General features: G+C 56.4%; 21 protein-coding genes and 1 pseudogene. 7 read left to right on the top strand and 15 right to left on the bottom strand.

What is annotated here, in order from left to right; translation table 11 throughout:
* Positions 1-3 precede the first annotated feature (3 nt).
* From VGC62_RS04400 to VGC62_RS04410, 3 genes are all read right to left on the bottom strand, one after another.
* Entirely contained in the window at positions 4-1191 is a 1188-nt protein-coding gene (locus tag VGC62_RS04400) for an acyl-CoA dehydrogenase family protein (protein ID WP_331185848.1), read from the bottom strand.
* A 474-nt stretch (positions 1192-1665) separates the two neighbouring features.
* Positions 1666-2703: an ABC transporter substrate-binding protein gene (locus VGC62_RS04405; RefSeq protein ID WP_331185849.1), complete on the bottom strand. Its 1038-nt coding sequence runs from the start codon at positions 2701-2703 to the stop codon at positions 1666-1668.
* Between the two features lie 183 nt (positions 2704-2886).
* Entirely contained in the window at positions 2887-4266 is a 1380-nt protein-coding gene (locus VGC62_RS04410; RefSeq protein WP_331185850.1) for an LLM class flavin-dependent oxidoreductase, read from the bottom strand.
* A 466-nt stretch (positions 4267-4732) separates the two neighbouring features.
* On the opposite strand from VGC62_RS04410, the gene VGC62_RS04415 reads away from it, so the two are divergent.
* From VGC62_RS04415 to VGC62_RS04430, 4 genes are read left to right on the top strand one after another with little or no spacing between them, the layout of a single operon-like run.
* Complete coding sequence (locus VGC62_RS04415; RefSeq protein ID WP_331185851.1) at positions 4733-5794, top strand: ABC transporter substrate-binding protein; 1062 nt, start codon at positions 4733-4735, stop codon at positions 5792-5794.
* A 14-nt stretch (positions 5795-5808) separates the two neighbouring features.
* Positions 5809-6678, top strand: coding sequence for an ABC transporter ATP-binding protein (locus VGC62_RS04420; protein ID WP_331185852.1), 870 nt, complete (start codon positions 5809-5811; stop codon positions 6676-6678).
* A gap of 2 nt (positions 6679-6680) precedes the next feature.
* A complete protein-coding gene (locus VGC62_RS04425) occupies positions 6681-7460 on the top strand; it encodes an ABC transporter permease (RefSeq protein ID WP_331185853.1) in 780 nt (259 codons plus the stop codon).
* Positions 7450-8316: a transporter substrate-binding domain-containing protein gene (locus VGC62_RS04430; protein WP_331185854.1), complete on the top strand. Its 867-nt coding sequence runs from the start codon at positions 7450-7452 to the stop codon at positions 8314-8316. Before VGC62_RS04425 ends, VGC62_RS04430 begins: the two co-directional genes overlap by 11 nt.
* Before the next feature lie 178 nt (positions 8317-8494).
* Here VGC62_RS04430 and VGC62_RS04435 read toward each other — a convergent pair whose 3' ends face one another.
* The 8 genes and pseudogenes from VGC62_RS04435 to VGC62_RS04470 all read right to left on the bottom strand — a co-directional run bounded on the left by VGC62_RS04435 (position 8495) and on the right by VGC62_RS04470 (position 18484).
* Positions 8495-9673, bottom strand: coding sequence for a PLP-dependent aspartate aminotransferase family protein (locus VGC62_RS04435; protein WP_331185855.1), 1179 nt, complete (start codon positions 9671-9673; stop codon positions 8495-8497).
* Positions 9670-11046: a cystathionine beta-synthase gene (locus VGC62_RS04440; protein ID WP_331185856.1), complete on the bottom strand. Its 1377-nt coding sequence runs from the start codon at positions 11044-11046 to the stop codon at positions 9670-9672. The genes VGC62_RS04435 and VGC62_RS04440 overlap by 4 nt, the downstream gene beginning before the upstream one ends.
* 371 nt (positions 11047-11417) lie before the next feature.
* Positions 11418-11873, bottom strand: a complete 456-nt coding sequence (locus VGC62_RS04445) for a VOC family protein (protein ID WP_331185857.1) — start codon at positions 11871-11873, stop codon at positions 11418-11420.
* A 57-nt stretch (positions 11874-11930) separates the two neighbouring features.
* Positions 11931-13322 (bottom strand): NAD-dependent succinate-semialdehyde dehydrogenase, encoded by a 1392-nt coding sequence (locus tag VGC62_RS04450; protein ID WP_331185858.1) that lies wholly within the window; start codon positions 13320-13322, stop codon positions 11931-11933.
* Between the two features lie 247 nt (positions 13323-13569).
* Complete coding sequence (locus VGC62_RS04455) at positions 13570-14868, bottom strand: site-specific integrase (protein ID WP_331185859.1); 1299 nt, start codon at positions 14866-14868, stop codon at positions 13570-13572.
* Between the two features lie 264 nt (positions 14869-15132).
* Entirely contained in the window at positions 15133-16572 is a 1440-nt protein-coding gene (locus VGC62_RS04460) for a CoA transferase (protein WP_331185860.1), read from the bottom strand.
* Between the two features lie 270 nt (positions 16573-16842).
* Positions 16843-18111 (bottom strand): annotated as a pseudogene (locus tag VGC62_RS04465) (sodium:solute symporter family transporter); the annotation flags it as partial.
* A gap of 124 nt (positions 18112-18235) precedes the next feature.
* Positions 18236-18484, bottom strand: coding sequence for a DUF485 domain-containing protein (locus VGC62_RS04470; RefSeq protein WP_331185862.1), 249 nt, complete (start codon positions 18482-18484; stop codon positions 18236-18238).
* 517 nt (positions 18485-19001) lie between these two features.
* On the opposite strand from VGC62_RS04470, the gene VGC62_RS04475 reads away from it, so the two are divergent.
* Positions 19002-19916: a LysR family transcriptional regulator gene (locus VGC62_RS04475; RefSeq protein WP_331185863.1), complete on the top strand. Its 915-nt coding sequence runs from the start codon at positions 19002-19004 to the stop codon at positions 19914-19916.
* A gap of 71 nt (positions 19917-19987) precedes the next feature.
* Here the strand turns inward: VGC62_RS04475 and VGC62_RS04480 are convergent, their stop codons facing one another.
* Complete coding sequence (locus VGC62_RS04480; RefSeq protein WP_331185864.1) at positions 19988-20449, bottom strand: Lrp/AsnC family transcriptional regulator; 462 nt, start codon at positions 20447-20449, stop codon at positions 19988-19990.
* Between the two features lie 211 nt (positions 20450-20660).
* Here VGC62_RS04480 and VGC62_RS04485 point away from each other — a divergent pair, with 211 nt between their 5' ends.
* Positions 20661-21827 (top strand): cysteine desulfurase family protein, encoded by a 1167-nt coding sequence (locus VGC62_RS04485; protein WP_331185865.1) that lies wholly within the window; start codon positions 20661-20663, stop codon positions 21825-21827.
* A 96-nt stretch (positions 21828-21923) separates the two neighbouring features.
* Here the strand turns inward: VGC62_RS04485 and VGC62_RS04490 are convergent, their stop codons facing one another.
* Both VGC62_RS04490 and VGC62_RS04495 read right to left on the bottom strand, forming a co-directional pair.
* Complete coding sequence (locus tag VGC62_RS04490; protein ID WP_331185866.1) at positions 21924-22646, bottom strand: hypothetical protein; 723 nt, start codon at positions 22644-22646, stop codon at positions 21924-21926.
* On the bottom strand, positions 22639-23256 hold the full coding sequence (locus VGC62_RS04495) for a hypothetical protein (RefSeq protein WP_331185867.1): 618 nt from the start codon (positions 23254-23256) through the stop codon (positions 22639-22641). Before VGC62_RS04495 ends, VGC62_RS04490 begins: the two co-directional genes overlap by 8 nt.
* Before the next feature lie 286 nt (positions 23257-23542).
* On the opposite strand from VGC62_RS04495, the gene VGC62_RS04500 reads away from it, so the two are divergent.
* Positions 23543-24694 carry a PatB family C-S lyase gene (locus tag VGC62_RS04500; RefSeq protein WP_331185868.1) on the top strand — a complete coding sequence of 384 codons (1152 nt, stop codon included), beginning with the start codon at positions 23543-23545 and terminating at the stop codon, positions 24692-24694.
* Positions 24695-24700: 6 nt separating this feature from the next.
* Here the strand turns inward: VGC62_RS04500 and VGC62_RS04505 are convergent, their stop codons facing one another.
* Positions 24701-25423: a DUF533 domain-containing protein gene (locus tag VGC62_RS04505; protein ID WP_331185869.1), complete on the bottom strand. Its 723-nt coding sequence runs from the start codon at positions 25421-25423 to the stop codon at positions 24701-24703.
* Between the last annotated feature and the right edge of the window lie 92 nt (positions 25424-25515).

A 25515-nucleotide genomic window follows, 5' to 3' on the forward strand; every position in this document is an offset into this window, starting at 1 on the left:
TCCCTATGAATAGAATGTCGGGATGGGGGGCGTGCCGTTAAGTGCCCAGTCGCCCAATTCTTGTAGTTTGTAATCCAGCGGGTCATGCAGGCTCTGAGTGCGCAGGTTGCGCCAGTGCCTGTCGAGAGCAACGGAGGCGTGAGTGGCACGCGCGCCGGTGACTTCGAAGACCTTGCTACACAGCTCCAGGCCATTTCGACTGGCGGACACTTTGGCGGTGGCAATGGCAATCGCGACTTCACCTCTTTCTTCGCCGGTCAAGGCCGAACCTTTGGCCCATGCAGTGTCAAGCACAGCGCCCGCGCGCTCGACCAACAAGCGTGTACTTTGCAGCGCCACCCAGAAGTCACCGTAGTGACTGAGAATGTAAGGGTCCTGGTTGTTGTGCGGCGAGGTGGACCGAAACCACGGCCGGGTTTCTTCAAGGGTGTATTTACGAGCCTCCTCAAAGGCACCTTCAGCGATCCCCAGGAAAACATTGGCAAAGTGCAATTGAGCGATCAGCGGCCGCAGACACGCGAAGGGCGTGCTCAAAGGCCCGGGCTCCAACAGCAGATCGGACTCTTCGACCCGCACGCGCTCAAAGGTCACACTGCCGCTGTCGGTCTGGCGCTGGCCCATGTTGTGCCAGTCATTGTGCTGGGTGATGCCGGTACGCTTGCTGGGAATGGCGGCGATGAGCAGCTTGCCGCCAGCCGCTTCGTCCACGGCCGAGGCGATGAGCATCTCTGAATCACTGGCGCCGGAGCAAAAGCTCTTCTTGCCGGAGAACTCGCGCCAACCGTCCCTGTTTCTGACAACCGTGCGGGTGTCCAGCGGGTTAAGCGTATTGCCCCAGAACCAGTTTTTACTCGCCGTGAGTCGGAACCAGGTCTGCCACTGCGAGGGCTTGGCGAACAGCCTGACGGTCGCCAGCATCAGGTGATGAAATCCGAACACGTGAGCGATTGAGCTATCGACCCGCGCAAACTCGCGCACGATTTCAAAGGTTTCAGACCACGTCGCATCCAGGCCGCCAAACTGGCCAGGGATACTCAATGCCAGCAGGCCGCTGCTGCGTAACTTATCGCGTTCGGCCTTGGGCGTTCCGCCACGGGCGTCCCGTTCAACGGCAGTGCGTGCGAATTCGATCGCCAGTTCGCGGGCGATTTCCAGCGGCGCCAGCCGGGCGTTCAGTAACTTGACAGTCACGCGTACTCACCTCGTCTTAACTTGATTTTCCCGGCCTCGTACCGGCAGGTAATGGTCATCTATGTGCCTGATACACAGGCTTTTGGCCTTTGTCAGCCACCATACGAGCCCTTTATCTATCAGGGCGCACATGGGTTTCATGAAGCTAATGCAAAAACTACTCCAGTTATCCATCAGCCGAATAAGCCGAATAAGCCGCGATAAGGCCGCGAGTGGTGTCGATAAAAAGAGCTCAGGACAACTTTTTGTTAGATGGCTGTTGCCAGAGCAACAGTGGGTGGGCTGTTTGCTTTAGTGCGCCTGCATGCCATGTTATGTCGTGGGCGTCGATGCACTGATCGAAACCCTGGGCCACAGCATCTATCCCTGGGTTTATCTGCGGGGATTGGGTGAAGGGTGATTTTGTAGTTCATGCCCGGATAACCAGGCGAACCTGTCTGTATCGACAGGTCCGCTGGCCCAGCAGGTCAAGCATTAACTGCCTTCAAGCAACTTTGAATCCTGGAAGAAGTAATCCTTCCAGGACGCTGGCTTGTTCTTGATGGCCCCGACCCGGTAGAGGAACTCGGCGAGCGGGTAAGTGTTTTTCGGGTTGATCGTGAACTCGAATTGCGGGTTCTCGATAATCTTGATCAGTTGCGCACGATCAATACTGGCTTTGGTGACGCGGATGTAGGTGTCGGCCGCCCCTGGTTTGTCGCGCTTGATGTAATCTGCGGCTTCGACCAGCGCCTCGATGAACGCCTGGTAGGTCTTGGGGTTTTCTTCGCGGAATTTTTCTGTCGCGAATAGCAGCGTCGGCGAGTTCGGGCCTAATACGTCGTAGGAGTTAAGGACGACGTGAACATTCTTGTTTTCCAGTTCCTGCTCCTGGAAGGGTGGGTTGGAAAAATGTCCGGTCAGCTCGGTGCCGCCCGATCTGATTGCGGCACTGGCGTCCGGGTGAGGCAGGTTGACGGTGTATTTGTCCAGACGGGCGTACTCGGCATCGCCCCACAACTTGGCCGAGGCCAATTGCAAATAGCGCGACTGAACCGAGACACCCACCGCGGGCACCGCAATGCGGTCTTTTTCGGTGAAGTCCGCGATCGTTTTGACGTTCGGGTTGTTACTTACCAGGTAGTAGGGAAAGTTACCGAGTGAGGCAACCGCTTTCACATTCTGTTTGCCGTGCGTGCGGTCCCAGATCGTCAGCAGCGGTCCGACACCGGCCCCTGCGACGTCGACAGCACCCGCCAGTAATGCATCGTTGACCGCAGAGCCTCCGGACAATTGCGTCCAGTCGACCTTGATGTCGACACCGGCTTGCTTGCCGTGTTTTTCGATGAGCTGTTGGTCGCGAGCAACATTGAGCAGCAGATAAACCACACCGAACTGTTCGGCGATACGAAGCTGGCCTTCTGCCTGAGCCACCTCAGGGGTGATCAAATTTCCTGTAACGACGCTTGCAGCCAACACCACCGCTGCACTCAACCGCCCCAGGCGCGGTAACCCCAAACGAGCTTTGGACATGAAACGCTCCGTTAACAAATGGACAGGGGCCTTGTGCGCCGTCCTTGGTCGAACCGACTTTATAGCTATAAATACGTTATTTTAAATACCAATAAGGCATATCAATATGTTCATATTCTGGATGCTGGCAGATGAGGGCCGCGGCGTTTTCCAGGTGTTTGAGCACTCAAAAAAGATTCGAGTTCACAGGGCGACCGACTGCTCATGTTCACGCTGCAACGTCGCCGGGTGCGCCGGATAAGGCAGTCCCAGGCGTTCGCGTAGCGTCCTGCCTTTGGGGCCATCGACTGGCACCAAGCCACGACGCCGCAGTTCAGGCAGGATCAGGGCAATGAAGTCGTCCAGGCCCTCGGGATACGTCGGCGGCAAGATGTTGAAGCCATCTGCGCCGTACCCTTCGAACCACGCTTGCAACTGGTCGACCACCTCGGTAGGGGAGCCCACCAGCGTCCAGTGACCACGCGCGCCGGCCAGTTTCAGGTACAGCTCGCGAATGCTCAGGCCTTCGGCAGCCAATTGCACAATCAACTGCTGGCGGCTTTTGGAAGCGTTGGTGGCGGGCAACTCTTTAGGCAACGGGCCGTCCAGCGGCAGATGCGAAAGATCGACGCCGCCCAGCAAGCCGGACAGCAAGTCCAGACCCACCTGCGGATGCACCAGATCTTGCAAGCGTTGATGCTTGGCATGTGCCTCAGTCGAGGTCGGCGCGGTGAATATGGTCACGCCAGGCAGGATCTTTATATGCTCGGGATGACGCCCCGACACCGCCGCACGGGATTTGATATCGCTGTAGAACGCTTGCGCGTCGGCAAGATTCTGGTGCGCGGCAAAGATGGCTTCGGCGGTGGCGGCCGCCAACGCACGACCGTCTTCAGACGCGCCTGCTTGCACTAGAACGGGCTTGCCTTGCGGGGACCGCAACACGTTCAACGGCCCGCGCACGTTGAAATGCTCGCCTTCATGATGGGTGAAGTGGAGTTTGTTGCGGTCGATGAACACGCCGTTGGCTTTGTCCACCAACAAGGCGTCGTCTTCCCAACTGTCCCACAGTGTGTCGACCACTTGATGGAACTCTCGGGCCCGGCTGTATCGATCAGCATGGGCCGCCTGAGCCGGTTGGCTGGAGGTGCCGAAATTCTTCGCCGCTTCCGGATCGCTGCTGGTGACCAGATTCCAGCCGATCCTGCCGCCGCTGATCTGGTCCAGCGATGCAAACTGACGGGCCAGGTTATAGGGTTCGCTATAGCTGGTGCTGGCGGTCGCCACCAGGCCGATGCGCGAGGTCACGGCGGCCAGGGCGCCGAGCAGGGTCAAGGGCTCAAAACTCAAGCTGGGGGCAATTACTCGATCAAAACTCGGCGAATCGATGCCACGAATGGACACGCTGTCGGCCAGAAACAAAGTATCGAACCCGGCGTCTTCTGCCTTGCGCGCCAGATCGACATAGTGATCCAGGCGAACCCCGGCATCGGCCTGTGAGCCACTGTCGCGCCATGCCGCGATGTGGTGGCCGGTGGCGCGCAGGAAGAGTCCGAGTTTGAGCGTATCAGTACGTTGAGTCATAAGAATATTCCCTTTCCGACATTGAACTTCATCCTTCTGTGATTGCAATGCGTATGCCGATTAGGAAAGTATTTTTTAAACACCACGTAACTCATGTAACTAAAGGAAGGAGGCCAACCAATGACCGCGAACCGGACTTTTGTAAACACTGTGCATGCATCACGGTTTCTGTTTATTGGCTGTTGCTCAATCAACACTTGCCCTCTTGGCGGGGAGCTTAATGCATAACTTTAGTTGAAAATGTTATAGCCAAAAAATAGTCGACGATTGACGTGGTGTGAGGTCATTCATTATCGTCGCAGCCTACTGCTATATCGCGCCCGTTGTAGTCATTGAATGCCAGTCATTGAACTATCTGTGGCCGTCTCCGCAATCATATATTTCGAAGCAAGTGCTTAAGCGCAACAGCTTCGGCGCAGTCTGTTCGTTGCTTTATAAACCCACCCGCCTAATAAATGGAGCTGCCATGAGCGACCTGCAAATACCGGCCTTCTTGCGTGAGCGCAACAGCCGTAGAGACTTTATCAAACAGGTCGCTTTACTCGGCGCAGCCGGGGCGGCCGGATTGATGTTACCGGGCTGTGACAAGCCGGACAAAGTGGTCAATGCCGCACCTGCGGTGATAAAAAATCGCGCCGATCAAGTCGTCAGTTTCAAATACCCGGACAACCCGGCGTTTGACCTGGTGTACCTCGCCGATACGCTGGGTTACTTCGAGGGCACGCGCACGCGCCCCAACTACATCGGCAAGATCGCCGCGCCGCAGATCATCCCGTTGGTCGGCACCGGCGAAATTGACTTCGGCACGCGGATGGTACCGTTAGTGATCTCGGCCATTGCCAGTGGCCTGGACCTCAAAGTGGTCGCAGCCGGTGGCAAGACATTACAAGAGGCGCCGCACATGAAGTATTTCGTGCGTGCTGACTCCGGCATCTTTACCCCCAAGGACATGGAAGGCAAAACCGTTGGCTTCAACAGTTTTGGCGCCTGCGCCGAATTCGTTACCAAGAAGTATCTGCGTGAGCATCAGGTTGATGTCGATAAAATCAATTGGGTAGTCATCCCCGATAACCAGGGTGAACAAACCCTGGCCAGCGGTAACGTCGATATCGCCATTATCCATCCACCGGCTTCCGGTGGTGCAGAGCACAATCCTGAGTTGCGCAAACTTTGGAGCGATTACGACCTTGATCAGGGTCTCGGCGGTATGGCGCCTTATAGAGTGTTTGGCAAATTCAGCCGGGAAAACCCTGAGGCCACTCGTGATTTCGTCGCGACCATCGCCAAAGCGGCTAACTGGGTCAACGCGAATCCCGATGACGCCCGCAAAATCGTTTCCGAACGCATTGGCACCCGGCTCGAATTGGTCGAGCGTTACGCTTACATCGAGGATCTGGTGATCACCGAGCCGCCCATTCAGTACTACATCGACATCCTGGAAAACGAGGGCAAGCTGAAACGCGGTGCCGTCTCGGTCAAGGACGTCTACACCAATGATTTCAACCCGTTTGCCAAGGCTCACGTGTAATGAAGGAGCGGTCAGTGCATAAGATCTCTGCCTCAGGCGTACAGATGGAATACCAAGCGCAAGATGAGGCAGGGCGCAGCGAGCAGGTGGTGGTACTTAACGACTTTGATCTACAGGTGCGCGAAGGCGAGTTTCTGTCGATTCTTGGCCCTTCGGGCTGCGGTAAATCCACGTTTCTTAACATCCTTGCCGGGCTTGCGAAAAAAACCGGCGGCACGCTGGAGATTGACGGCAAGCCATTGCAGGGGATCAACCGTAATCAGGGCGTGGTGTTTCAGGGCTATGCGTTGTTGCCCTGGCGTTCGGTGCTCGACAACATTGCGGTGGGGCTGGAGATCCGTGGCGTTGGCAAAGCCGAGCGCCTGGAAAAAGCCCGCGAATACCTCGATTTGGTGGGCCTGACCGGGTTTGCTTCGCGTTATCCCCATGAGCTGTCAGGCGGGATGCGCCAGCGCGTAGCCATTGCCCGCTCGTTGGTATACGAGCCAGACGTTTTACTGATGGATGAACCGTTCGCCGCCCTCGACGCACAAACCCGAGAAACGCTGCAAGACGAATTGCTGCGGATCTGGGACCTGCACAAGAAAACCATCGTGTTCATTACCCACAGCCTGGACGAGGCGATCTTCCTGTCAGACCGGGTCGCGGTCATGACGCCGCGCCCAGGGCGAATCAAGGAAATCATCGACATCGACCTTGAGCGTCCTCGGTTGCCGCAGCTGCGCAACAGCCACGCATTCGTGCAGTTGCGCCAGCGGGCGTGGACGTCTTTGCGCGAAGCCATGGGCGGGGCGATGGATGATGATCAAGAACGCGATGAGCTTGCCCGACACGAGAGTTGGCAACAGGTCGCGCAGCGCAGCGGCTACCGGATTGGGGTGTAATCATGGGTTGGAATAAAACCTCGCGTCGGCTGATCGACAGTTCTGTCGGCATCGTGCTTTTCCTGGCGCTATGGGAGGCGCTGCCGCGGCTGGGCGTGGTCAATCCGGGTTACCTCAGCCCTCCGACGGCAGTGGTTGCGGCGATCATCGACATGGCCAAAAGCGGGGTGTTGTTCAAACACTTGCAGGCCAGTCTGATTCGGTCCCTCGCGGGCCTGGCCTTGGCAATCGTTACTGGCGTCACCTTGGGTTTGCTGATGGGATGGTTCGCCAGACTGGAGCGTGTGCTCGACCCACTGCTGCAGTTTTTCCGGCAGACCTCAGCATTGGCGCTGTTCCCTGTGTTCATTTTGTTTCTGGGCATCGGCGAGATGTCCAAAGTGGCGATCATATTCTGGGCGTCGTTTTGGCCGATCCTGTTAAGCACCATCAGCGGCGTGAAGCAGGTAGACACATTGCTGATCAACTCAGCGTTGTCCATGGGGGCTAATCGCCGTTTTCTGTTTCTGAAAATTGTCCTGCCTTCCGCCTCGCCTTCGATTTTCACCGGGGTCCGTCTGGCGGGTGCCTATTGCATCACCGCCCTGGTGGCCGCAGAAATGATTGGTGCGCACTCGGGGCTGGGCTTTTTGACGCTCAACTCCCAAGAGGTGTTCCAGATTCCGAGCATGTACGCCGGCATCCTGTTGCTGGCGGTGGTGGGACTGTTGCTCAACTTCCTGTTGGCGCTGTTGGAACGGCGTTTCACGCGTTGGCGCCGCGGCCTGAAACATGCTGGCTAATCCTGCCCAGTCGTTCGTTTGGATACGCTACGCACTGGCTTTGCTGGTCGGTGGTGCGGCGGTGTGCTGGGTCTGGTTGCTACCCATGCTTGATGCCCCCGATATGCGCGGCGGGCCGGTGATCGAACAGGCACGGCAAAATCAGGTACTGCGCATCGGCGTGCGCAGTTATCCGAGGCCGACCCACAGCACGCAAGCGTTGGTGTCCGAACCGGACGAAATGGACAGTGACCTGGCGGCGGCATTAGGTCGGTATCTGGGCATCGCGGTACGTCTTGTCGCACTCCCTGAAAAAGACATTCCGCGCATCTTAAGCAAGGGCGAAGTGGACGCGGTGATCGTGGGCAGTCTTGATCTACCTGAGCTTGCTCAGCAACGAGCGGCACTCACCGAACTGCCTTCCTCTTATCGTAAAGGCGCGTTGGTGTCTTTGCGTAATACGGTGCAGGCTGGCGGGTCGGTGCAAGGTCAAACGGTCTGCGTTGCGTTCGGCAGTCCGTGGGCCTCGGCTTTGCAGCGTCAAGGTGCCCAGCTTCACACCTTTCCTTCGAACATCCGCGCTGCCACTGCATTCATGGCGGGCGAGTGCCGTTTGCTGGCCGATGAGCGCACGGTGCTGACAAGCCTGCTGCAAACCCCCGACTGGCGATTTTATCGAATCCTCCCGCAAACCCTCGAAGCGAGCGCCGATGCCCGGATTTACCTGGCCCAACTGGATCAGAAAAGCCTGAAGTTGCTGCAGGCGGGACTCCGCGATTGGCAATCGCGAGGCGGGCAGGCGAGGGCGTGGGACCTGCACAGTAATGCATTCTTGCTGGACAGTTTGAAAGTGGGTGACGGGCTGGTGTGTCATTAGGTGTAACGACCTGCATTTATAAACCTTCCGGCCTGCAATCCTCGTGTGTTTCGACCGGAATTAATTGCGTCTATCCACCCCGGAAACCACGATTAATTGCTGCCGGATCGTATCTCCCAGCTTGTGTCATTCCTTCAGCGCACGCTGGTCAAATTCAAGGCTATATTGCCATTACCGATCAAATCCGCGCCAATGCCTGTGCCAGGTCCGCGCGCAAGTCTTCGACATCCTCGACGCCCACCGACAAACGCACCAGCGCATCACCGATGCCGAGCTGAGCGCGAGTTGCTGCGGGAATGGTGGCGTGAGTCATGATCGCCGGATGCTCGATCAAACTTTCCACCCCACCCAGGCTTTCGGCCAGGGCGAAGATTTGCACGCTCTCAAGGAAACGCCTAGCGCCCGCCAGATCGGTGTTCAGGTCTAGGGATATCATCCCGCCGAATCCGCGCATTTGCCTGCGCGCCAGATCCTGCTGCGGGTGCGAAGCCAGCCCTGGGTAATAGACCCGCGCTACCTGTGGCTGATGCTCCAGCCATTGCGCCAACTCCAGCGCATTGCTGCAGTGGCGCTCCATGCGCAATGCCAGAGTTTTCACGCCGCGCAGGGTGAGAAACGCGTCGAACGGCCCGGCGATCGCACCCACTGCGTTCTGCAGGAAGCCCAGCCTTTGTGCCAGTTCTGGGTTCTGCCCGACCACCGCGATCCCGCCAATCACGTCCGAGTGGCCATTGAGGTACTTGGTCGTCGAATGCACCACGATATCGAACCCCAATTCCAGGGGGCGTTGTATCCACGGGCTGGCAAAGGTGTTGTCGGCGACACACAGAATGCCCCGAGCGCGGCACAGGCGCGCAATGGCGGCGAGGTCAGTGAGGCGTAACAGGGGATTGCTTGGCGTCTCAACGCAGACCATTCGGGTATCGTCCTGCAGCGCCGCTTCGAGTGCTGACAGGTCCGTCAGATCAACGAAGCTGAAGCGATGACCGGCGCTGCGTTGTCGCACCTTGTCGAACAGTCGGAAAGTACCGCCATACAGGTCATTGCCAGAGACGATATGCGAGCCAGCGTCGAGCAGCTCCAGCACGGTGGAGATCGCCGCCAGCCCAGAGGCGAAGGCGAACGCTTGAGTACCGCCTTCAAGGTCTGCCACACAGCGCTCCAGCGCCCAGCGTGTCGGGTTGTGCGAGCGACCATAGTCCAGACCCTTGTGTACGCCGGGGCTCTCTTGCAAATACGTAGAGTTGGCGTAAATCGGCGGCATCAGCGCGCCCGTCGACGGGTCTGGCGCTTGTCCGGCATGGATGACACGGGTGCCGAAAGCGCGTGGTGGGGCAGCTTTATCGTGCAGGCTCATGTAAGGGATCTCCGTAAGTGGTTAAGCAGGTCAACGCGTGTGATCAAGCCGTGGAAGCCCGAGGCGTCGGCGATAAAGGCGACCAGCCCACGAGCAAGCTCGGCTTGCAACTGCGCCATGCTGGCACTGGGCGGCAGAGTTTCCGGCGTGCCGGTCATCGCACTGGCCACGCTCATACGTAAGTGCGAAGCGTCTTCATGGACGCCAAGCAAAATATCGGACTCATCGATCACACCGACCAGCCGTTGTCCGTCCGCCAGCACCGGCAGTTGCGACACATCGGCCAGACGCATGCGCTGGAAGGCCGTCAGCAGCGTATCGTCCGGGCTGACGCTGATGACACGACCGTCCTCGAAACGCCGCGCGATCAGGTCGCGCAGATCACCATAACGTTTGCGCTGCATCAGCCCCTGATCGGTCATCCATTGGTCGTTGTAGACCTTCGACAGGTAGCGCGTGCCGGTGTCACAGACGAAGCTGACCACGCGTTTGGGCTCGGTTTGTTCGCGGCAGTAGCGCAGCGCCGCTGCCAGCAATGTGCCGGTCGAAGAGCCGCCGAGAATGCCTTCGGCGCGCAGCAGCTGGCGAGCATGATCGAAACTTTCCTCGTCGCTGATCGAATACGCCTGGCTGACGCTGGAAAGGTCGGCAATGGACGGAATGAAGTCTTCGCCGATGCCTTCCACCGCCCAGGAGCCCGGCGTCCCAAGGGTGCCGCTGCGGCTGTATTCGGCGACCACCGAACCCACCGGATCGGCTAGCACCATGCTCAGGTTCGGCTGTACGCGACGAAAGAAACGGGTCAACCCGGTAAGCGTACCCGCCGAACCGACACCGACGACAATGGCATCCAGATCATGCTGAGTCTGTGCCCAGATCTCCGGCGCGGTGCTGCATTCATGGGCCAGCGGATTGGCCGGATTGTTGAACTGATCGGCGAAGAAGGCGTCGGGAATGTCCTGTGCCATCCGCGCGGCAACGTCCTGGTAGTACTCGGGATGACCCTTGCCGACATCTGAGCGGGTGATGTGTACTTCGGCGCCCATCGCCTTGAGGTGCAAGACCTTCTCGGTGGACATTTTATCCGGCACCACCAACACCACCCGATAACCCTTGGCTCGGCCAACCAGGGCCAGCCCCAGCCCCGTGTTACCTGCGGTGGCCTCGACGATGGTGCCGCCTGGGCGCAGGCGACCGTCACGCTCAGCGGCGTCGATCATCGCAAGGCCAATGCGGTCTTTGATCGATCCACCGGGGTTTTGCGACTCGAGCTTGAGGAACAACGTACATGGGCCCGTATCAAAGCGGCTGACGCGCACCAGCGGCGTATTACCGATCAGTTCGAGCACGGCGGGGCGGGAGGGGTTCGACATGCGGTGTACCTCGCGGCAGAATTTGCAAGGGCTGGGCAGCGCCCACGGCTAGCGTTCGCGCGCCCTATGCAGTCAGTATCCTGCTTGGAACATAGGCCGGGATTGCTATACCTGCAACTGTGTAAAGCCAGCCGGTTGCATGTGCTATGGCAGAACTTCTGCCTGGAGCAGGAGCAGATTTTCGTGAGGAGCGGGTAGCGTTTGAAAGGGCTGAACAAGGCGCAGACTGCAGGGCCACTGCTTTTACGCCGAATACTTACCGAGAAACTTAAATGCAGGCACATGTTTGCCTGGATGTCAGCAAGCAGAGCGGTTTGAGGACTCAACGGGGAAGGGCGTCGCTTAGTTTCTGCCTTGTTTGAAGAGGGAATTTACTCTTGACCAGCATCTCGTCGCAATTTTCCGAGCAAGCGCCGTTTCTGTTTTTCCAGGAAGAACATCACTTCAAGCTTCAGGTCGTCGGGGTCAAGAAAATAAACCGCGTAATAACCCTCGCCATAATCCGGGTAGTCAGCCGGTGGATCGACGATGGTTACGCCACTCTTGAGCAAGAACGCATACAGCGCATCGACATCGTCACGCGCTGTAAGCTCGAATGCATAGTGGTGATAGCCCACATCTCCAGTTCGGTGTTTATGCTTGCGACCCTGGGCATCGGCTTCGGTGATCCAGAACATGGTCTCACCGTTGGTCCAGCCGATAACCCGATCAAACTCCCACTCAATGGTGAATCCCATGAAACCGAGAACCTGGTCATAGAACGCTTTGGAGCGTTCCAGATGACTGACACGAATGGCTAGGTGATCTATCCCTACTACGCTCACCATGTCAGCATCCTTTTTGAAGGTTTCGGTTTCCTGGTTAACAAAGGGCTGCGTTGAAACTCAGAAGTGTGCGTCGATATCGACCACAACAATGAGTTTATGGTTGACGAACTCCTTGAGCCCAAGCCCGATCAACTCGCGGCCATAGCCTGAGCGGCGGACGCCACCGAAAGGTAAATCGGCTTCGACCTTGGTCGGATGGTTGACGAACACCATGCCCGTGGAGATTTTCTTCGCGACCTCTGCGCCATGTGCAGGATTGGAGGTAAACACCGAGCCGCCGAGACCAAAGGGCGAGTCATTGGCGATTCGCACCGCATCGTCTTCATCCTTAGCCCGAAAAACCAGCGAAACCGGGCCAAAAAACTCCCAGTAGCGAGCCGGGTTATCTTCAGCGACATCGGTCAGGATGGTTGGCTGCACGAACGCGCCTTCAGTAGGTACGGGTGGTCCAACCTCTTCGGCCTTGGCGCCTAGCTTCACGGCTTCGAGTATCTTTTGTTTGACTTCATCGGCAGCGCCCTGCGAAGAGAGCGGAGCCAGGGTGGTTTTCGGATCGAACGGGTCGCCCGCAACCAGTTCCGTAATGCCCTTGCGATAAAGCGCGAGGAAGTCGTCATAGACCGAGTCGACAACGATCATGCGCTTGGAGGATACGCAGACCTGGCCTGCGTTCCAGTGGCGACCGAACACTCCCCATTTAGCTGTTTTTGCCAGATCCGCATCCTCCAGCACGACGAACGCATCGGCGCCGCCCAACTCCAGGGTGGACTTTTTCAGCGCTTTGCCAGCTTGCGACGCAACGACCGCACCTGCACCTTCCGAACCCGTCAAGGCCACGCCCTGAACGCGTTCGTCGTTGATGATCAACTCAATTTGTGAGCGCGTGGCGTAAAGGTTGCGGAAGACACCCTCAGGTAGACCGGCATCTTTCATCAATTTCTGAAAGGCGGCAGCACTTTGCGGCACGTTCGCTGCGTGTTTCAGAAGTACGGTGTTACCCGCTGAAAGCTGTGGCGCGATAATCCGGGCGATCTGGTAATACGGGAAATTCCAAGGCTCAATGGCCAGCAGTACGCCGAGCGGCTCGCAGACGATAACTGCCTCGCCCTCGGCAGGGTCGAGAACCGGGAGTTTCTCCGGCTTGAGCAAGGTTTCAGCATTGCGCACGTAGTACTCAAAAATCTTTGCCGACAGCTCGACTTCAGCCTTCGCTTCGGTGAACAGTTTGCCCATCTCAAGCGTTAGCAGTTTGGCAAAAGCGTCGCTGTCCTGGCGCAAGATGTTGGCCGCATTCTGGAGAATCCGCGCACGCTCGGCGAAAGGGGTGTCCTTCCAGACAAGAAAGGCCTCATGTGCCTTGCTGATGGCCGCTGTTACCTCTGCATCGGTCGCATCGGGAAAGGATTCAAGTTTCTCGCCCGTATAGGGGTTGATGGTTGCATATGCCATGGTAAAAGCTACTCCGGGAATGGTTCTGACTTAACGGACCCACCCGCCGCTGAGCGTGCGGGCCGGGGCTGACGAGAGTGCATTTGGACATTGAGCCGTGTCGCCGACCAACCGAGCAAAAAAAACAGCGGTCACGCTGGCACGGTACATTCGTCACTCCGAACTGTACACCGTTCGGCTCGCCGAACCACTAGCATCTAGATCAAAGTTGACCAACGTCAAGGTCGGGCCTCACAAGAAATCAGCCTTAGCCCCTGTCTTTGATGCCTAGCCCCTTAATTGATTTGGCTCTCTTTTGATCGAGTGAGTTGTAGTACGTATTTTGTGTGGTTGACATATTTTCGTGACGCAAATCAGCCTGGAGATCCTTGATATCGCGAAACGGCGCATCAAAGGTAGCTGCCGTGTGGCGAAGCCAGTGCAGCGATGCAGAACGAAGCTTATCCATTTCCAGATCTGTTTGACCTTCGTCCTTCATGCGCTGCAGGGACCTATCGAACACCATCTGGATCAACGCCCTAATGTGACGATCAGACAGCCCGCCACGCCCGCTGATGGTTCTCACCAGCGGCGTGCTTTCTTTATGGGACGGCAGCGGTGGGAGGGAGAGGGTGGCGCGATATCGCTTCAAGTAATCTTCAATGTACTCGTCCCGGACGCTGATTTTGGCTGCCTTGTTGCCCTTGCCCACGACGTTGAACCACCAGTTTTCACCGTCGTACTCGAACGCACCCATTGTTGGCTGCCAGTTATCGCGACCGACCAGATCAGAGACCCGCAGATAGAGAGAGAACAGGGTCGCTACGATAAATAGCGTCCGCTCGTGCCTGAGGTCTTCCTCAGCCATGACTTCGGCGGTCTCAATCACATAATTCCACTGAAGTGGCGTCAGCGCCTTGCCAGAATCCATGACAGTGTTGCGTTGCTTGAAATTGGATTTCTGCTTGACCGCCCGCACAGGGTTAGCTTCTGTGGTGAGACCCTCATCTGTTGCGTATTGGTAAAAGCTGCCGCAGACGGCAAATACTTGTCCCATGGAACCTGCGGACATCTTGTAGGCGATGTCTTCTACATCCTTATTGTTTTCTTCGGCAACCTTGCGAATTTGTTTATCGATTTTGATATTAAAGGGTCGCCAGTCCTCGTTGATGATGTACGTATCGGTTTCAGCAGCCTTGCGGCCGCCAACCCGGTTGAATCTCGATTTGACGATAGGCCCAATCCACTCAGGACTTGGGTGTAGGCAAAACTCAAGGAAGCGCTCACAATCATGGCGCTTAAGCTCTAAAAGCGGTTTCTTGGCTATTAGCAAAGACCACAGCAGCAGACGCTCGACATGGGTGCGGTATGAGTTAAATGTGGCTTCATTGTTTGAGTAGGACTTCAAAAAGCCGCGCGCTGCAAGGTAGCCTTCCTGCGCTTTGAGTTCAGGTGGAAAAGATAAAAGGTAGTCCGTGACAACAGGAAGCTCATCAGAGAGTCGACTGAAATTTAAATCTCGAAAGCGTTTGTAGGTTTCAAACAACGGAATCGGAGACGAAGACATGGGATCACCGAGTTAATTGGGAACGGTCGAATTGTGCAAGCCTAATCAAATTTCCCTATATGTGCAATATCCGGGTCTGTTCGTTATCGGATATTGCATCTGTCTGAATACCACACCCACAGGTATTGATCGTCTACTTAGTTTGGCTTGCGATGGTTTCGGCCAATGCTTTGTTTCTTGTGCAGTACCTTCTGAAGTTTCTATGCCGCGACCAAGGCTAATCAGCATGCCTAGCCTTGCCGCACAACGCTGATTACCTGGAATCTAACGAGGCAACCAACCGGGTAACGCGCTTCCCAGTTCAGGGGTCGTGGAAAACCACTTGCACGGCGTCTCAGACATTCTCAGCACAGGCCCCAGTGTTTTCAGATCGCCGTAAACGGTGTTCTCATCGCACACAGCCAAGGCTTCAAATTCATCAGGCGTCAATCTGCCAGGCGCGTCCTCGAAGCCTGCCCGCAGACCCTGTCGCTGAAGCAGCATTGCCGACTGACAAAGGGAGACTTGAACTCGATAACTGCCGCCTTCTTTGGCCCTTCGTGCAAGAGCGACCATCGCTGCGAAAGTCGCCAGAAACCCTGTCAAAAAATCGCACATGAAAACTGGAGTTAGCTTCGGTTGCCCTGCACCCGTGGCCACTCCTTGCGTATGGCAGATTCCGGTTACCGCTTGTGCTACCTGATCCCAGCCTGCCCGTGACGCGAACGGGCCGCCCGATCCGAAACAATTTACCGACACATGAATCAACCCGGGTCGAAGGTCCATAAGGCGTTCTGCACCAAACCCATGGGCTTGAAGTCGCCCCGGGCGATAACCATCAATAAAGACATCGGCGGACTTGACCAACTCATCAAGCATGGCGGCTTGGTTGTCGTCGTCCACGTTCAAAAAGCAACTCCGTTTGCCGTGGCTGGTATCCCTGACAAAAGCGGGTACCTGGGGTAAATGCGCGGCTGTCACCATTAATACGTCGGCACCATGCTCTGCCATGCCGAGCGCTGCTGTGGGTCCTGCGAGTATGCGCGTCAGGTCCAGCACCCGTACCCCTGAAGCGGGTTGATTGCCCGGATGCAAGGGCTCAATCGGACTGTCGGCAACCTTGATTATTTCTACCACCGGCAGCCCGGCGAGATATGCCCCATGCGGATGCTGCAACCATTCCTCTGGCGTCCTGACTTTGCCAGCACACGCGCAGGCATCAGCAATCGCTTGTTCAAGGTCGTCGGAGTTCCATTTGGAGACTCCTTCACTCACTGACTCAGGAGTGCTCTCGCAGTTGAGAACATCCAATACCCTGCGTTCCAGATGTGGGAGATTGGTGTGAGGCAACACCCATCGACCGTCTTTCGCTTTCCACGGCTGTGTCAGGGAAACCATATGCCTCATGGCCGCAGAATATTCGATGGGTTGATAACGCCCTTGCTCGTCACGGCGCTGGGTCATGTCCCCTCCATACAATGAAGTGGCCGCGGCCGCGCGTACGTCGACATTGATCTTCTGCCGCTTTCCGGTGCGTAACTCCCAGAGATCGTTAGCAGCAACGCCTCGGGCAGCCAGAGCGGCAGCTGCCGTTTCACCGATCAGAAAAGGCGAATAAAAGAACGGGTCTGATCCGGTGATACTGATTTCGTCAGCGTCTGGGAGCTTAAGCCCGCGAATGGCCATAAGCTCAGCATAAGCATCAGGGAGTTCTACATTCGACATGCTGTAAAACCTCAACGTCATAAATGGATTTCTGTGAGCTGTACTGCCAGGTATTCCTGTTGGAGAAGTAGCTCAGGACAGGTTGCCTTGGGGGATGCGGACTACATCACGCTCAAGCAGCGATACGCCCAGGCAAACGACAAAGGCTAATGGCACCGTGATGAGTGCCGGCGGATCAATTGAAAATGCGGCCGTTGGGAAACCCAACACTTTGACCCAAATGGAAGGCCCCAGTACGGTAAGCACCAGGGACGAAATCAGTCCGGCCCCTCCTCCCCACACGGCCCCTTTGGCGGTCAGGCGTTTCCAGTACATCGCCAGGATCAACACAGGAAAGGTCGACGAGCAAGAGATGGAAAACGCCAGGCTGATCATGTAAGCGATGTTCTGCCCCTTGAAAAGCAGCCCGAGTACTACCGCCAGTGCGCCCAGCGCCAGCACTGCGGTTTTCATGATGCGCATTTCCGTTTTTTCGTTACCGCCGCCCTGCCCCTTTGTGAACAAACTGCCGTAGATATCATGGCTTATTGCAGAGGCGCCCGAGATGGTTAGCCCAGCGACCACGGCGAGGATCGTCGCGAACGCCACCGCAGACAGAAACCCAAAGAAAGCATCACCCCCAAGTGCATAAGCCAAATGCAACGCCGCCGTATTGCCCCCGCCAAGCAATACACCTTTCGCGTCAAAAAACTCAGGGCTGGTACGCAACAGGTAGAGGGCTCCGAAGCCGATGATAAAAATCATCGCGTAGAAGCTGTTCATGATCAGGGTCGCCCACAACACTGAGCTGCGCGCGGCACGGGCGTCTGGAACAGTGAAAAATCGCATCAGGACATGTGGAAGGCCTGCCGTGCCGAGCATCAGTGCAATCCCCAAAGAGAAGCCAGACAGTGGGTCTTTAGGCAACGCTGAGGGTGCCAGGATTGCTTGCCCGGCAGGATGCACACCCACCGCCTCCCTGAGCAACGTACTGAAGCTAAATCCCGTGTGTTGGAGCACGAGGACACTCATCAGTAGGCAGGCAAATATCATCAATACGGCTTTGATAATCTGCACCCAGGTTGTGGCCATCATGCCGCCGAACGCGACGTACAACACCATCAGCGCCCCGACCAGCAGGACGGCATAAAGGTAGTCGATACCGAAAAGTATCTGAATCAACTGCCCTGCTCCCACCATCTGTGCGACCAGATAAAACAGCACAATGATCAAGGATGCACAGGCTGAAAAAATGCGAATAGACCTGCCTTCCAACTGAGAGCACACCACATCGATAAATGTGAAGCGGCCAAGTTTTCGCATCCTGCCTGCCATCAGGAAAACGACGATAGGTAGCCCTGTGGTGTAGCCGACGGCATAAACCAGCCCATCGAAACCTGATGTGAAAACAAGGGCTGTCAGTCCAAGCAAGGCGCCTGCGGACATGGCGTCCCCCGCTATGGCCAAACCATTCTGAAAGCCGGAGATCTGGCCTCCACCGTTGTAAAAATCGCTGGCTGTTTTGGTTTTCCTGGCGGCCCACCAAGTGATGTACAACGTTGTAGCGATGACCAGCATGAACAGCGAAATAGATATCCCGCTGGTCGAACGTGCATGCGCATCGGCGGCAAAAGCAGGTGTTACTGTCAGGGGCAGAATCAGCAAAGGAATAAGACGATTCATCTCAACTCTCCCGATAATTTGCGGCAACTACATAAACGGCGGTCAATAGTGCGCCGCACACTATCACCGACAAACCCCACAGAAACGAGAGTGGAATACCTATTTCTAATTTATCCTGACCTAAGGCTTCGGCGTGGAACGAACAGGCGTATATAAATGAAAAGAACACAACGATCTGAATGATCGCCAGTGCTATCCCCAAGCCAAGTTTTTCTTCATTCCCAAGAGGGATTTTGTTAGCGCTGATCATAATACTCGCTCCCGAACTCGTGCAATTAACCGCTTGGCCTTTCTCTCGCCTTGTAATAAGCAAAGCCAGTAGGTAGGGCAATTCCATGTAATGAAATATGCAGAGCCCATACCAGTTAAATGAGGGATCACTGAATGAGATTTCACATCCCTGTTTAAGTGATGGTCGCAAGAGCTCGCACTCCGTATTCGCTAAAAAGCCACAAACCCAATCGATAATAAAATCTCCCAATCAGGTTTTCGCTTAACAGGGAGCAACGAAAAATACTTCTTTGTGTAAGTCCGCGTCGTAGCGGCCATATATCGGTGCGGCACGCACCAGACAAGTGCGCCAGATCGGTCAGTAATCTGCTACGGACACTTATATTTTTATGATTATGTACACTCAGTGCCTAAAGCCGCTCATCGAAGGTATGTGCAGTACATGGCATGTGCATTGCGTTCTTTTAAACGTCGGTACTTTTTCAGGCTGACGCCCCCATCCCTACCCGCGAGGAAACATCATGGACTCTGGAGACTTGGTCTACTTCGCCGCCGTTGCCAAGATCGGAAGCATCACAAAGGCTGCGTTGCTGCTCGATACCGTTCAGTCCAATGTCACACAACGCATCCGAAGGCTGGAGCAGGAGCTGGGGGTTCCGTTGTTTCATCGTCACGGACGAGGGGTAACGCTGACGGTCGCGGGCACGCAATTGCTCCCTTATGCCAGTCGCATTGACCACATGATGGAAGAAGCGCGACGAGTCATCGTCAATGAGATGTCGCCAGGCGGTGCGCTGCGCATCGGTTCCATGGAAACAACTGCAGCATTGCGGCTGCCGGATGTACTGGTTGATTACGCCACGCAATACCCTTTGGTGGATATTTCTTTGCAGACCGGCACCACCCAGAGCCTCATTGAGGATGTGTTGGAACGCAGGGTTGAAGCAGCGCTAGTGGCAGGCCCGGTTGACCACATTGACCTGGCAAGTGAAATTATTGCGTCTGAAGAACTGGTGGTTGTCACTGCACCCTGGTATCCAAACAGTACACGAACACACGCCGGTTGGGTGTTGTCACAGAAGGAAGTAAAAATAGCAGTCTTCCGAAACGGCTGCATGTATCGAGAAAAACTTGAATTCGCCTTGATTCGTCATGGCGTGGCGAGTATTCGAAAGATGGAGTTGGGCACCCTTGAAGGGTTACTGGGTTGCGTACGCGCCGGTATAGCTGTAAGCATGCTCCCGCGTGCAGTCGTCGAGTCTTATGCGAACAAAGGTCAAGTGGCAGTCCATGAACTTCCCAATAATCAAGGTGCCGTTGACACGGTGCTTATTCGACGTCGTGACGCATACCGATCTTCGGCACTCAATTGTTTCACTGAAACCTTGCGTCAGCATAATCAGATAAAAGACGTTGCGGCGGGTAATCCCACTCAAAACATCGTTCATTGAGTGTTGATGCGCCGGCATTATTTGGAGTTTGCACCGGAGTGAGAATAACGGTTCAGGTTAGAACCTCCCTCCTAGCCCATATATCCCAGTGGCAACTCGGTGGTCGATTTGATTTGCTCCATGGCAAAACTGGAACTGATGTCGGTAATGCCGGGCAGTTGGATCAGGCGCTTGTAAACGGCGTCGTAGCCGGCGATGTCCGGCACGACCATTCGCAGCATGTAATCGGTGTCGCCTGCCATGCGGTAGCACTCCACGACTTCCGGCAGGGTGGCCATCAATGAGTGAAAGCGGTCCAGCCATTGAGCGTTGTGCTGGTTGGTGCGGATCGCTGCGAACACGGTCACCGCGACCTTCAGTTGTTTGGGATCGAGCAAAGCTACCCGCTGACGGATGATCCCCTGCTCTTCGAGTTTTTGTACCCTTCGCCAGCACGCCGTACTGCCCAGGCCTATGGCATCGGCGATCTCGGCGATGGGGCGTGTGCAGTCGGTCTGAAGAATGCTCAGGATCGCCTGATCGAATTTGTCCATGACAGTAGCTCCCTTGCATCAGGCGGTGCCTGTTTATGCCAATTGAGCACAACGATAATCCAGAATGATCGGTCCCTGGAATTAAAATCCTTTAAAAGGCCATAAATAAGAATTTTATTCTTATAATTTGTGATTCCAACGACCACTTATCAATTTTTTTTCGGTTTGACGATAGTAACCTTTTCACATCATCAGACAGCGCAGACTTACCATGTCCACATTCCCTCGTTATTTTGATTACGCCGCTACCACGCCTGTCGACGAACGTGTCATCCAGCACATGGTCACCTGCCTTGGTAGAGAAGGCACGTTCGGCAATCCCGCCTCCAATTCTCATGCTTATGGTACTCAAGCTCGCCAGGCCGTTGAGCTGGCTCGTCGTCAGGTGGCTGAACTGGTGGGTGCGCAGGCGCAGACACTGGTGTGGACCTCGGGCGCGACAGAATCCAACAACCTGGCGATCAAGGGCATTGCCTTAGGCCACGAGCGTCATAACAAGGGCGCTCGCCGGCACCTTATCAGCAGCGTTATCGAACACAAGGCAGTGATTGATACCGTGCGCCAACTTGAGCAGGCAGGCTATCCGGTCACGTGGCTTACGCCCGACAGCCACGGCTTGATTCAACCCGAAGCGGTGCGTCAGGCATTACGTGATGACACCCTTTTGGTCTCGCTGATGCTAGTCAACAACGAGTTGGGCACCTTGACCGACATCGCCAGTATTGGCCGCCTCGTCCGCGAGCATGGGGCGATCTTTCACGTCGATGCCGCTCAAGGCACTGGCAAGGTTGCCATCGACCTGAAGAACCTGGACGTCGACCTGATGTCATTCTCGGCGCACAAAACATACGGGCCCAAAGGTATCGGCGCTTTATACATTGGCGAGCGTGCCCGTCCGTTGCTCGAAGCGCAGATGCACGGTGGCGGTCATGAGCAGGGCTTTCGTTCCGGCACCCTGGCCACGCATCAGATCGTCGGCATGGGCGCAGCGTTTGCCTTGGCGAGTGCCGAGATGGACGACGAAATCCAGCGCATTGGCACCCTCTGCGCGCAGCTTCTGGAGGGCTTGCTGAAATTGCCGGGGATCACACTCAATGGCAGCCCGCAGCAGCGTATCCCGCACACGTTGAACCTTTGTGTCGACAGCCCAGGCTTCAATGTCATGGGCCTATCTCACGCGCTGGCGGTATCCTCGACCTCGGCCTGCAACTCGGCGGCAGGCGGCGCTTCCCACGTATTGCTGGCAATCGGCTTGAGCCCTGAAAAGGCCGCAACCAGCGTGCGCTTGAGCCTTGGCAGGTACACACAGATTGACGATATCGAGAGAGCCATTGAAGCGTTCAGCGAGTGTGTTGCCAGCCCGCCGACATTCTGGTGATTGTTGTTTGTTCAAAGAAGTAGCCTCTACAGGCTACTTTGAGGAATGTAGCTTGTAGAGGCTACTCCTGAGATCACATCTGTCGATTCAACCCGTTTATACGCCTGATAATTTCACCACAGCCAGTCCGATCGCGATGCTGATGGTGAAACTCAGCAAGGTGCCCAGCAGCACGTATTCACTCAAGGCGCGCTGCTCAACCCCCTTGATATCGTTGAAGCGCAGGATGCTTTTGGCAGTCAGCAAAAAGCCGATGGCTTCCCATTGCTCCAGCAACACAAAGGTCAGGATCAACACTCGCTCCAGGTAGCCGATCAACTTGCCCGCGCTCTTGAGCGAGCCTTGCGTGTTAACTGACGGCAACCAAGGGCTAAGGATCGAGCCAATCAGCACTGAAGACGGTCGCAGCACAAGGACATAACCCAGCAGCACGAGCAGATTGCGCGAACTGGCCAGCCCTTTGGAGAATCCCGCCACCGACATCCAGTCACCCTCCAGTGTCAACCAGACAGCGCTGAGCACCGTCAGGTTGATCGCGTACCGAAGCGCAAAAGCGAACCCCCAGGTCATCCTGGCAATCAGCCAGCGAGTTACGGCCCAGCAAACACCGACAACAGCCCCCGCCAACAACGAGAACAGCGCATTGTGCCCAAACAGAAAAACCACGCTGCCGATTACCAGCGTGTAGGCCGCGAGCGTGCTCAACGACAGCCATACGTCCTTTGGTTGCCGACCTTTCCCGCGCCACACCGACGACACGTAGTCCAGGCCCATATAGACGAGGATCAGCACCAGCAGTAAAACCGAAGCATCACGCATCGGGAATCTCCTTTATCCGCTGGCTGATGCTCTTGAGGTAGCGATCGAGTAGTCGAGCCTGGGCCCGGTTCAATGTCTTGTTGACCGTGACCCGAGATTTGCCCAGCGTTTGCGCAATACTCTCCTGATCAGAGCCCGCAAGCAGGTGCAGGCAATATGTCTGCGCTTCCACCACGGTCCACTTATCAATGATCGCGGCGACGAAATCGGTGGCAAGCTCCGCCAGATCGCCAAAGCCTGCGTCGTTGCAAAACACCGCCAGCGTAGACTTCTTCATGCCGTCCAGGCCCTCGCCCGACAAGACAAACGCCTCGCCGTAATGACCGCGTGATTCGGCAGCGCCTATGCCGACGGCCACCCTGGCATCCCAGCGTTCCCGACCGGGGCTTGCGCCAATCAGGCCGGCACGAATGGCCAGGGCGCAATGCAATGCCTGACTTGCGTCCTTGAGCACGACCTGAAAACCGTCGCCGCGATAGGTTTCGGCTTTGAAACCGTAGATTTTCTTCAGCCCCGTCAAAATCTTTTTCAGGCCGACGATGTAAGCCTGGGTATCACTCACGGACCGCGAGTGAATCAAATCCCCGGTCAGCACCGCTTTAATTGTCATGTAAACGTCCTGAATCAAAAGACCTTGGCCAATACTATAGGCCAGCTTTGTTAAAAAGTAGCCTGTAGAGGCTACTTTTATCAATGTAGCTTCTAGAGGCTACTTTCATGAATGTAGCCTATAGAGACTACTTTTTAGTGGTCGGACGCCTCTTCTCGATGAAATACCTACGCTTTACTTCTCAACACGGCGCCACTGCACCAGAATTGGCGATTGGTTGTACCCCCCGATCATGTTCAAGCGTGCGGTTGTCCGAACCGTGGGCAAGCCCAGTACAGAGACTGAAATGACGATCAACCTGAACAGCGCCATCGAGCGCCGTGCGACCGGCAGTAAGAAATGGAGCCAGTACGCCGACGACGTCCTGCCCATGTGGGTTGCGGACATGGACTTCCCTGTTGCGCCAGCAATCATGAACGCGCTGCAAGCGCGATTGGAGCATCCATTGCTGGGCTATGCCGTTGCCCAGGACAGCCTGCGTGAAACACTGGTCAAGCATCTCTGGACGGCCTACGCCTGGCGCATCCTGCCCGAAGATCTGGTGTTTTTGCCCGGTGTCGAACCCGGCGTCAACATGGCCTTGCACGCCTTGGTCCCAAGCGGCGCTGGTGTTGCCCTGCACACGCCTAACTATTCGCCGTTACTGAATGCACCGGCGAACTGGCAACTGCCCCGAATCGACCTCCCCTTGCGCGCGGACACCCACGGCGAATACCCCACCGACATTCCAGCGCTGGAGCACGCGCTGGAAAACGCCGGTGCCCTGTTGCTGAGCAACCCACATAACCCACTCGGGAAAGTATTCAGCGGCGAAGAACTACAGCTGATCGGCGACGCTTGCGTGCGTCACGATGTATTGATCATTTCCGACGAAATTCACGCAGACATTCTGTTTGACGGCCGCAGGCATACGCCAATCGCGTCGATCAATCCACAGATCGCGGCCCGTAGCGTGACGCTGATGTCGGCCAGCAAGGCGTGGAATATCGCGGGACTGAAAACCGCGTTTGCTGTGGTTCAAAATCCTCAACTGCGCCAGCGTTTCAACGCTGGCCGTTTGGGACTGGTGGACAGCGTCAATGCACTGGGACTGGACGCGACCCAGGCGGCTTACAGCGAAGGCGCCGATTGGCTGCGCAAGGTGATGGCGTATCTTCAGGACAATCGCGATTATCTGGCCGATGCCATTCGCACTCGCCTGCCTGGTATCCAAATGCATTTGCCACACAGTACCTACCTAGCCTGGCTGGACTGCTCTGCATTAGCACTGGACAACCCACAGCAGTTTTTTCTCGAACACGCAAAGGTTGCGCTGAGTGCCGGAACTGAGTTCGGCGATGACTGCGGTCAGTTCGTGCGGCTGAATTTCGGTTGCCCACGCGCCATGCTCGAAGAGTGTCTGTCGCGCATGGAGCGCAGTTTGTCGACGCGCGGCTGAGCCACATCAAGCCTGTGCTGCGCCCCCCTTGGCCTGTTGTTCCAAGTGCAACTGCAACTGCGGATCGAGTTTGAGTGCGTAGGCCAGCTCATCCAGATAGGTGCGCTCGGCGTCTTGCTGGTCATCCACCAGCATCACGCTGGCCAGGTACATTTCCGCAGCCATCGCCGAATCCTGGGCCGCCAGCGCCACGTCGGCGGCATCCAGCGGGCGAGCCACTTCCTCGTCCAGCCATTGCTGCAGTTGCGGATCATCGGTATGGCGGCCAATTTCGGAGCTGATCAGCTGTTTCTCTTGTTCATCGATCCGCCCATCCGCTTTGGCAGCGGCGATCAAGGCACGCAGAATTGCATGGCTGTGATCTTCGACTTCAGGTCCGGACAACTGGTCGACCGTGCGTAAGCTTTGCTGCGGCGCCGCTGCCTTCTGCTGTTGCCAGGTTTGATAAGCCTGAAACGCCATCATGCCCAATGACGCAAGTGCGGCGTAATTGGCCCCACCTGTGCGCGTTTGTCCGGTGCGCGCGGTGCCGGCACCCCCCAACAGACCGCCGAGCAGGCCGCCCAACCCTCCCCCGAGGCTGCCGCCTGAGCCCGCCCCACCCAGCAGCCCACCGAGCAAACCGCCGAGCCCGCCACCCATCCCGGATGCTGGGTTGACACTGCCTCCTTGTGCCGATGACGCTTGGCCAGCCCGCAACAATTGTTCGAGCAGATCACTGGTATTCATTACGATGTCCTCATTGATATCCCTACCTCTGGATATTCAACGATAGCCCAGCAAATAGCCGCGCGGCCACCGTCTGGCTGAGACCACCAAGC

Source organism: Pseudomonas sp. (assembly GCF_036404235.1).
Lineage (GTDB): Bacteria > Pseudomonadota > Gammaproteobacteria > Pseudomonadales > Pseudomonadaceae > Aquipseudomonas.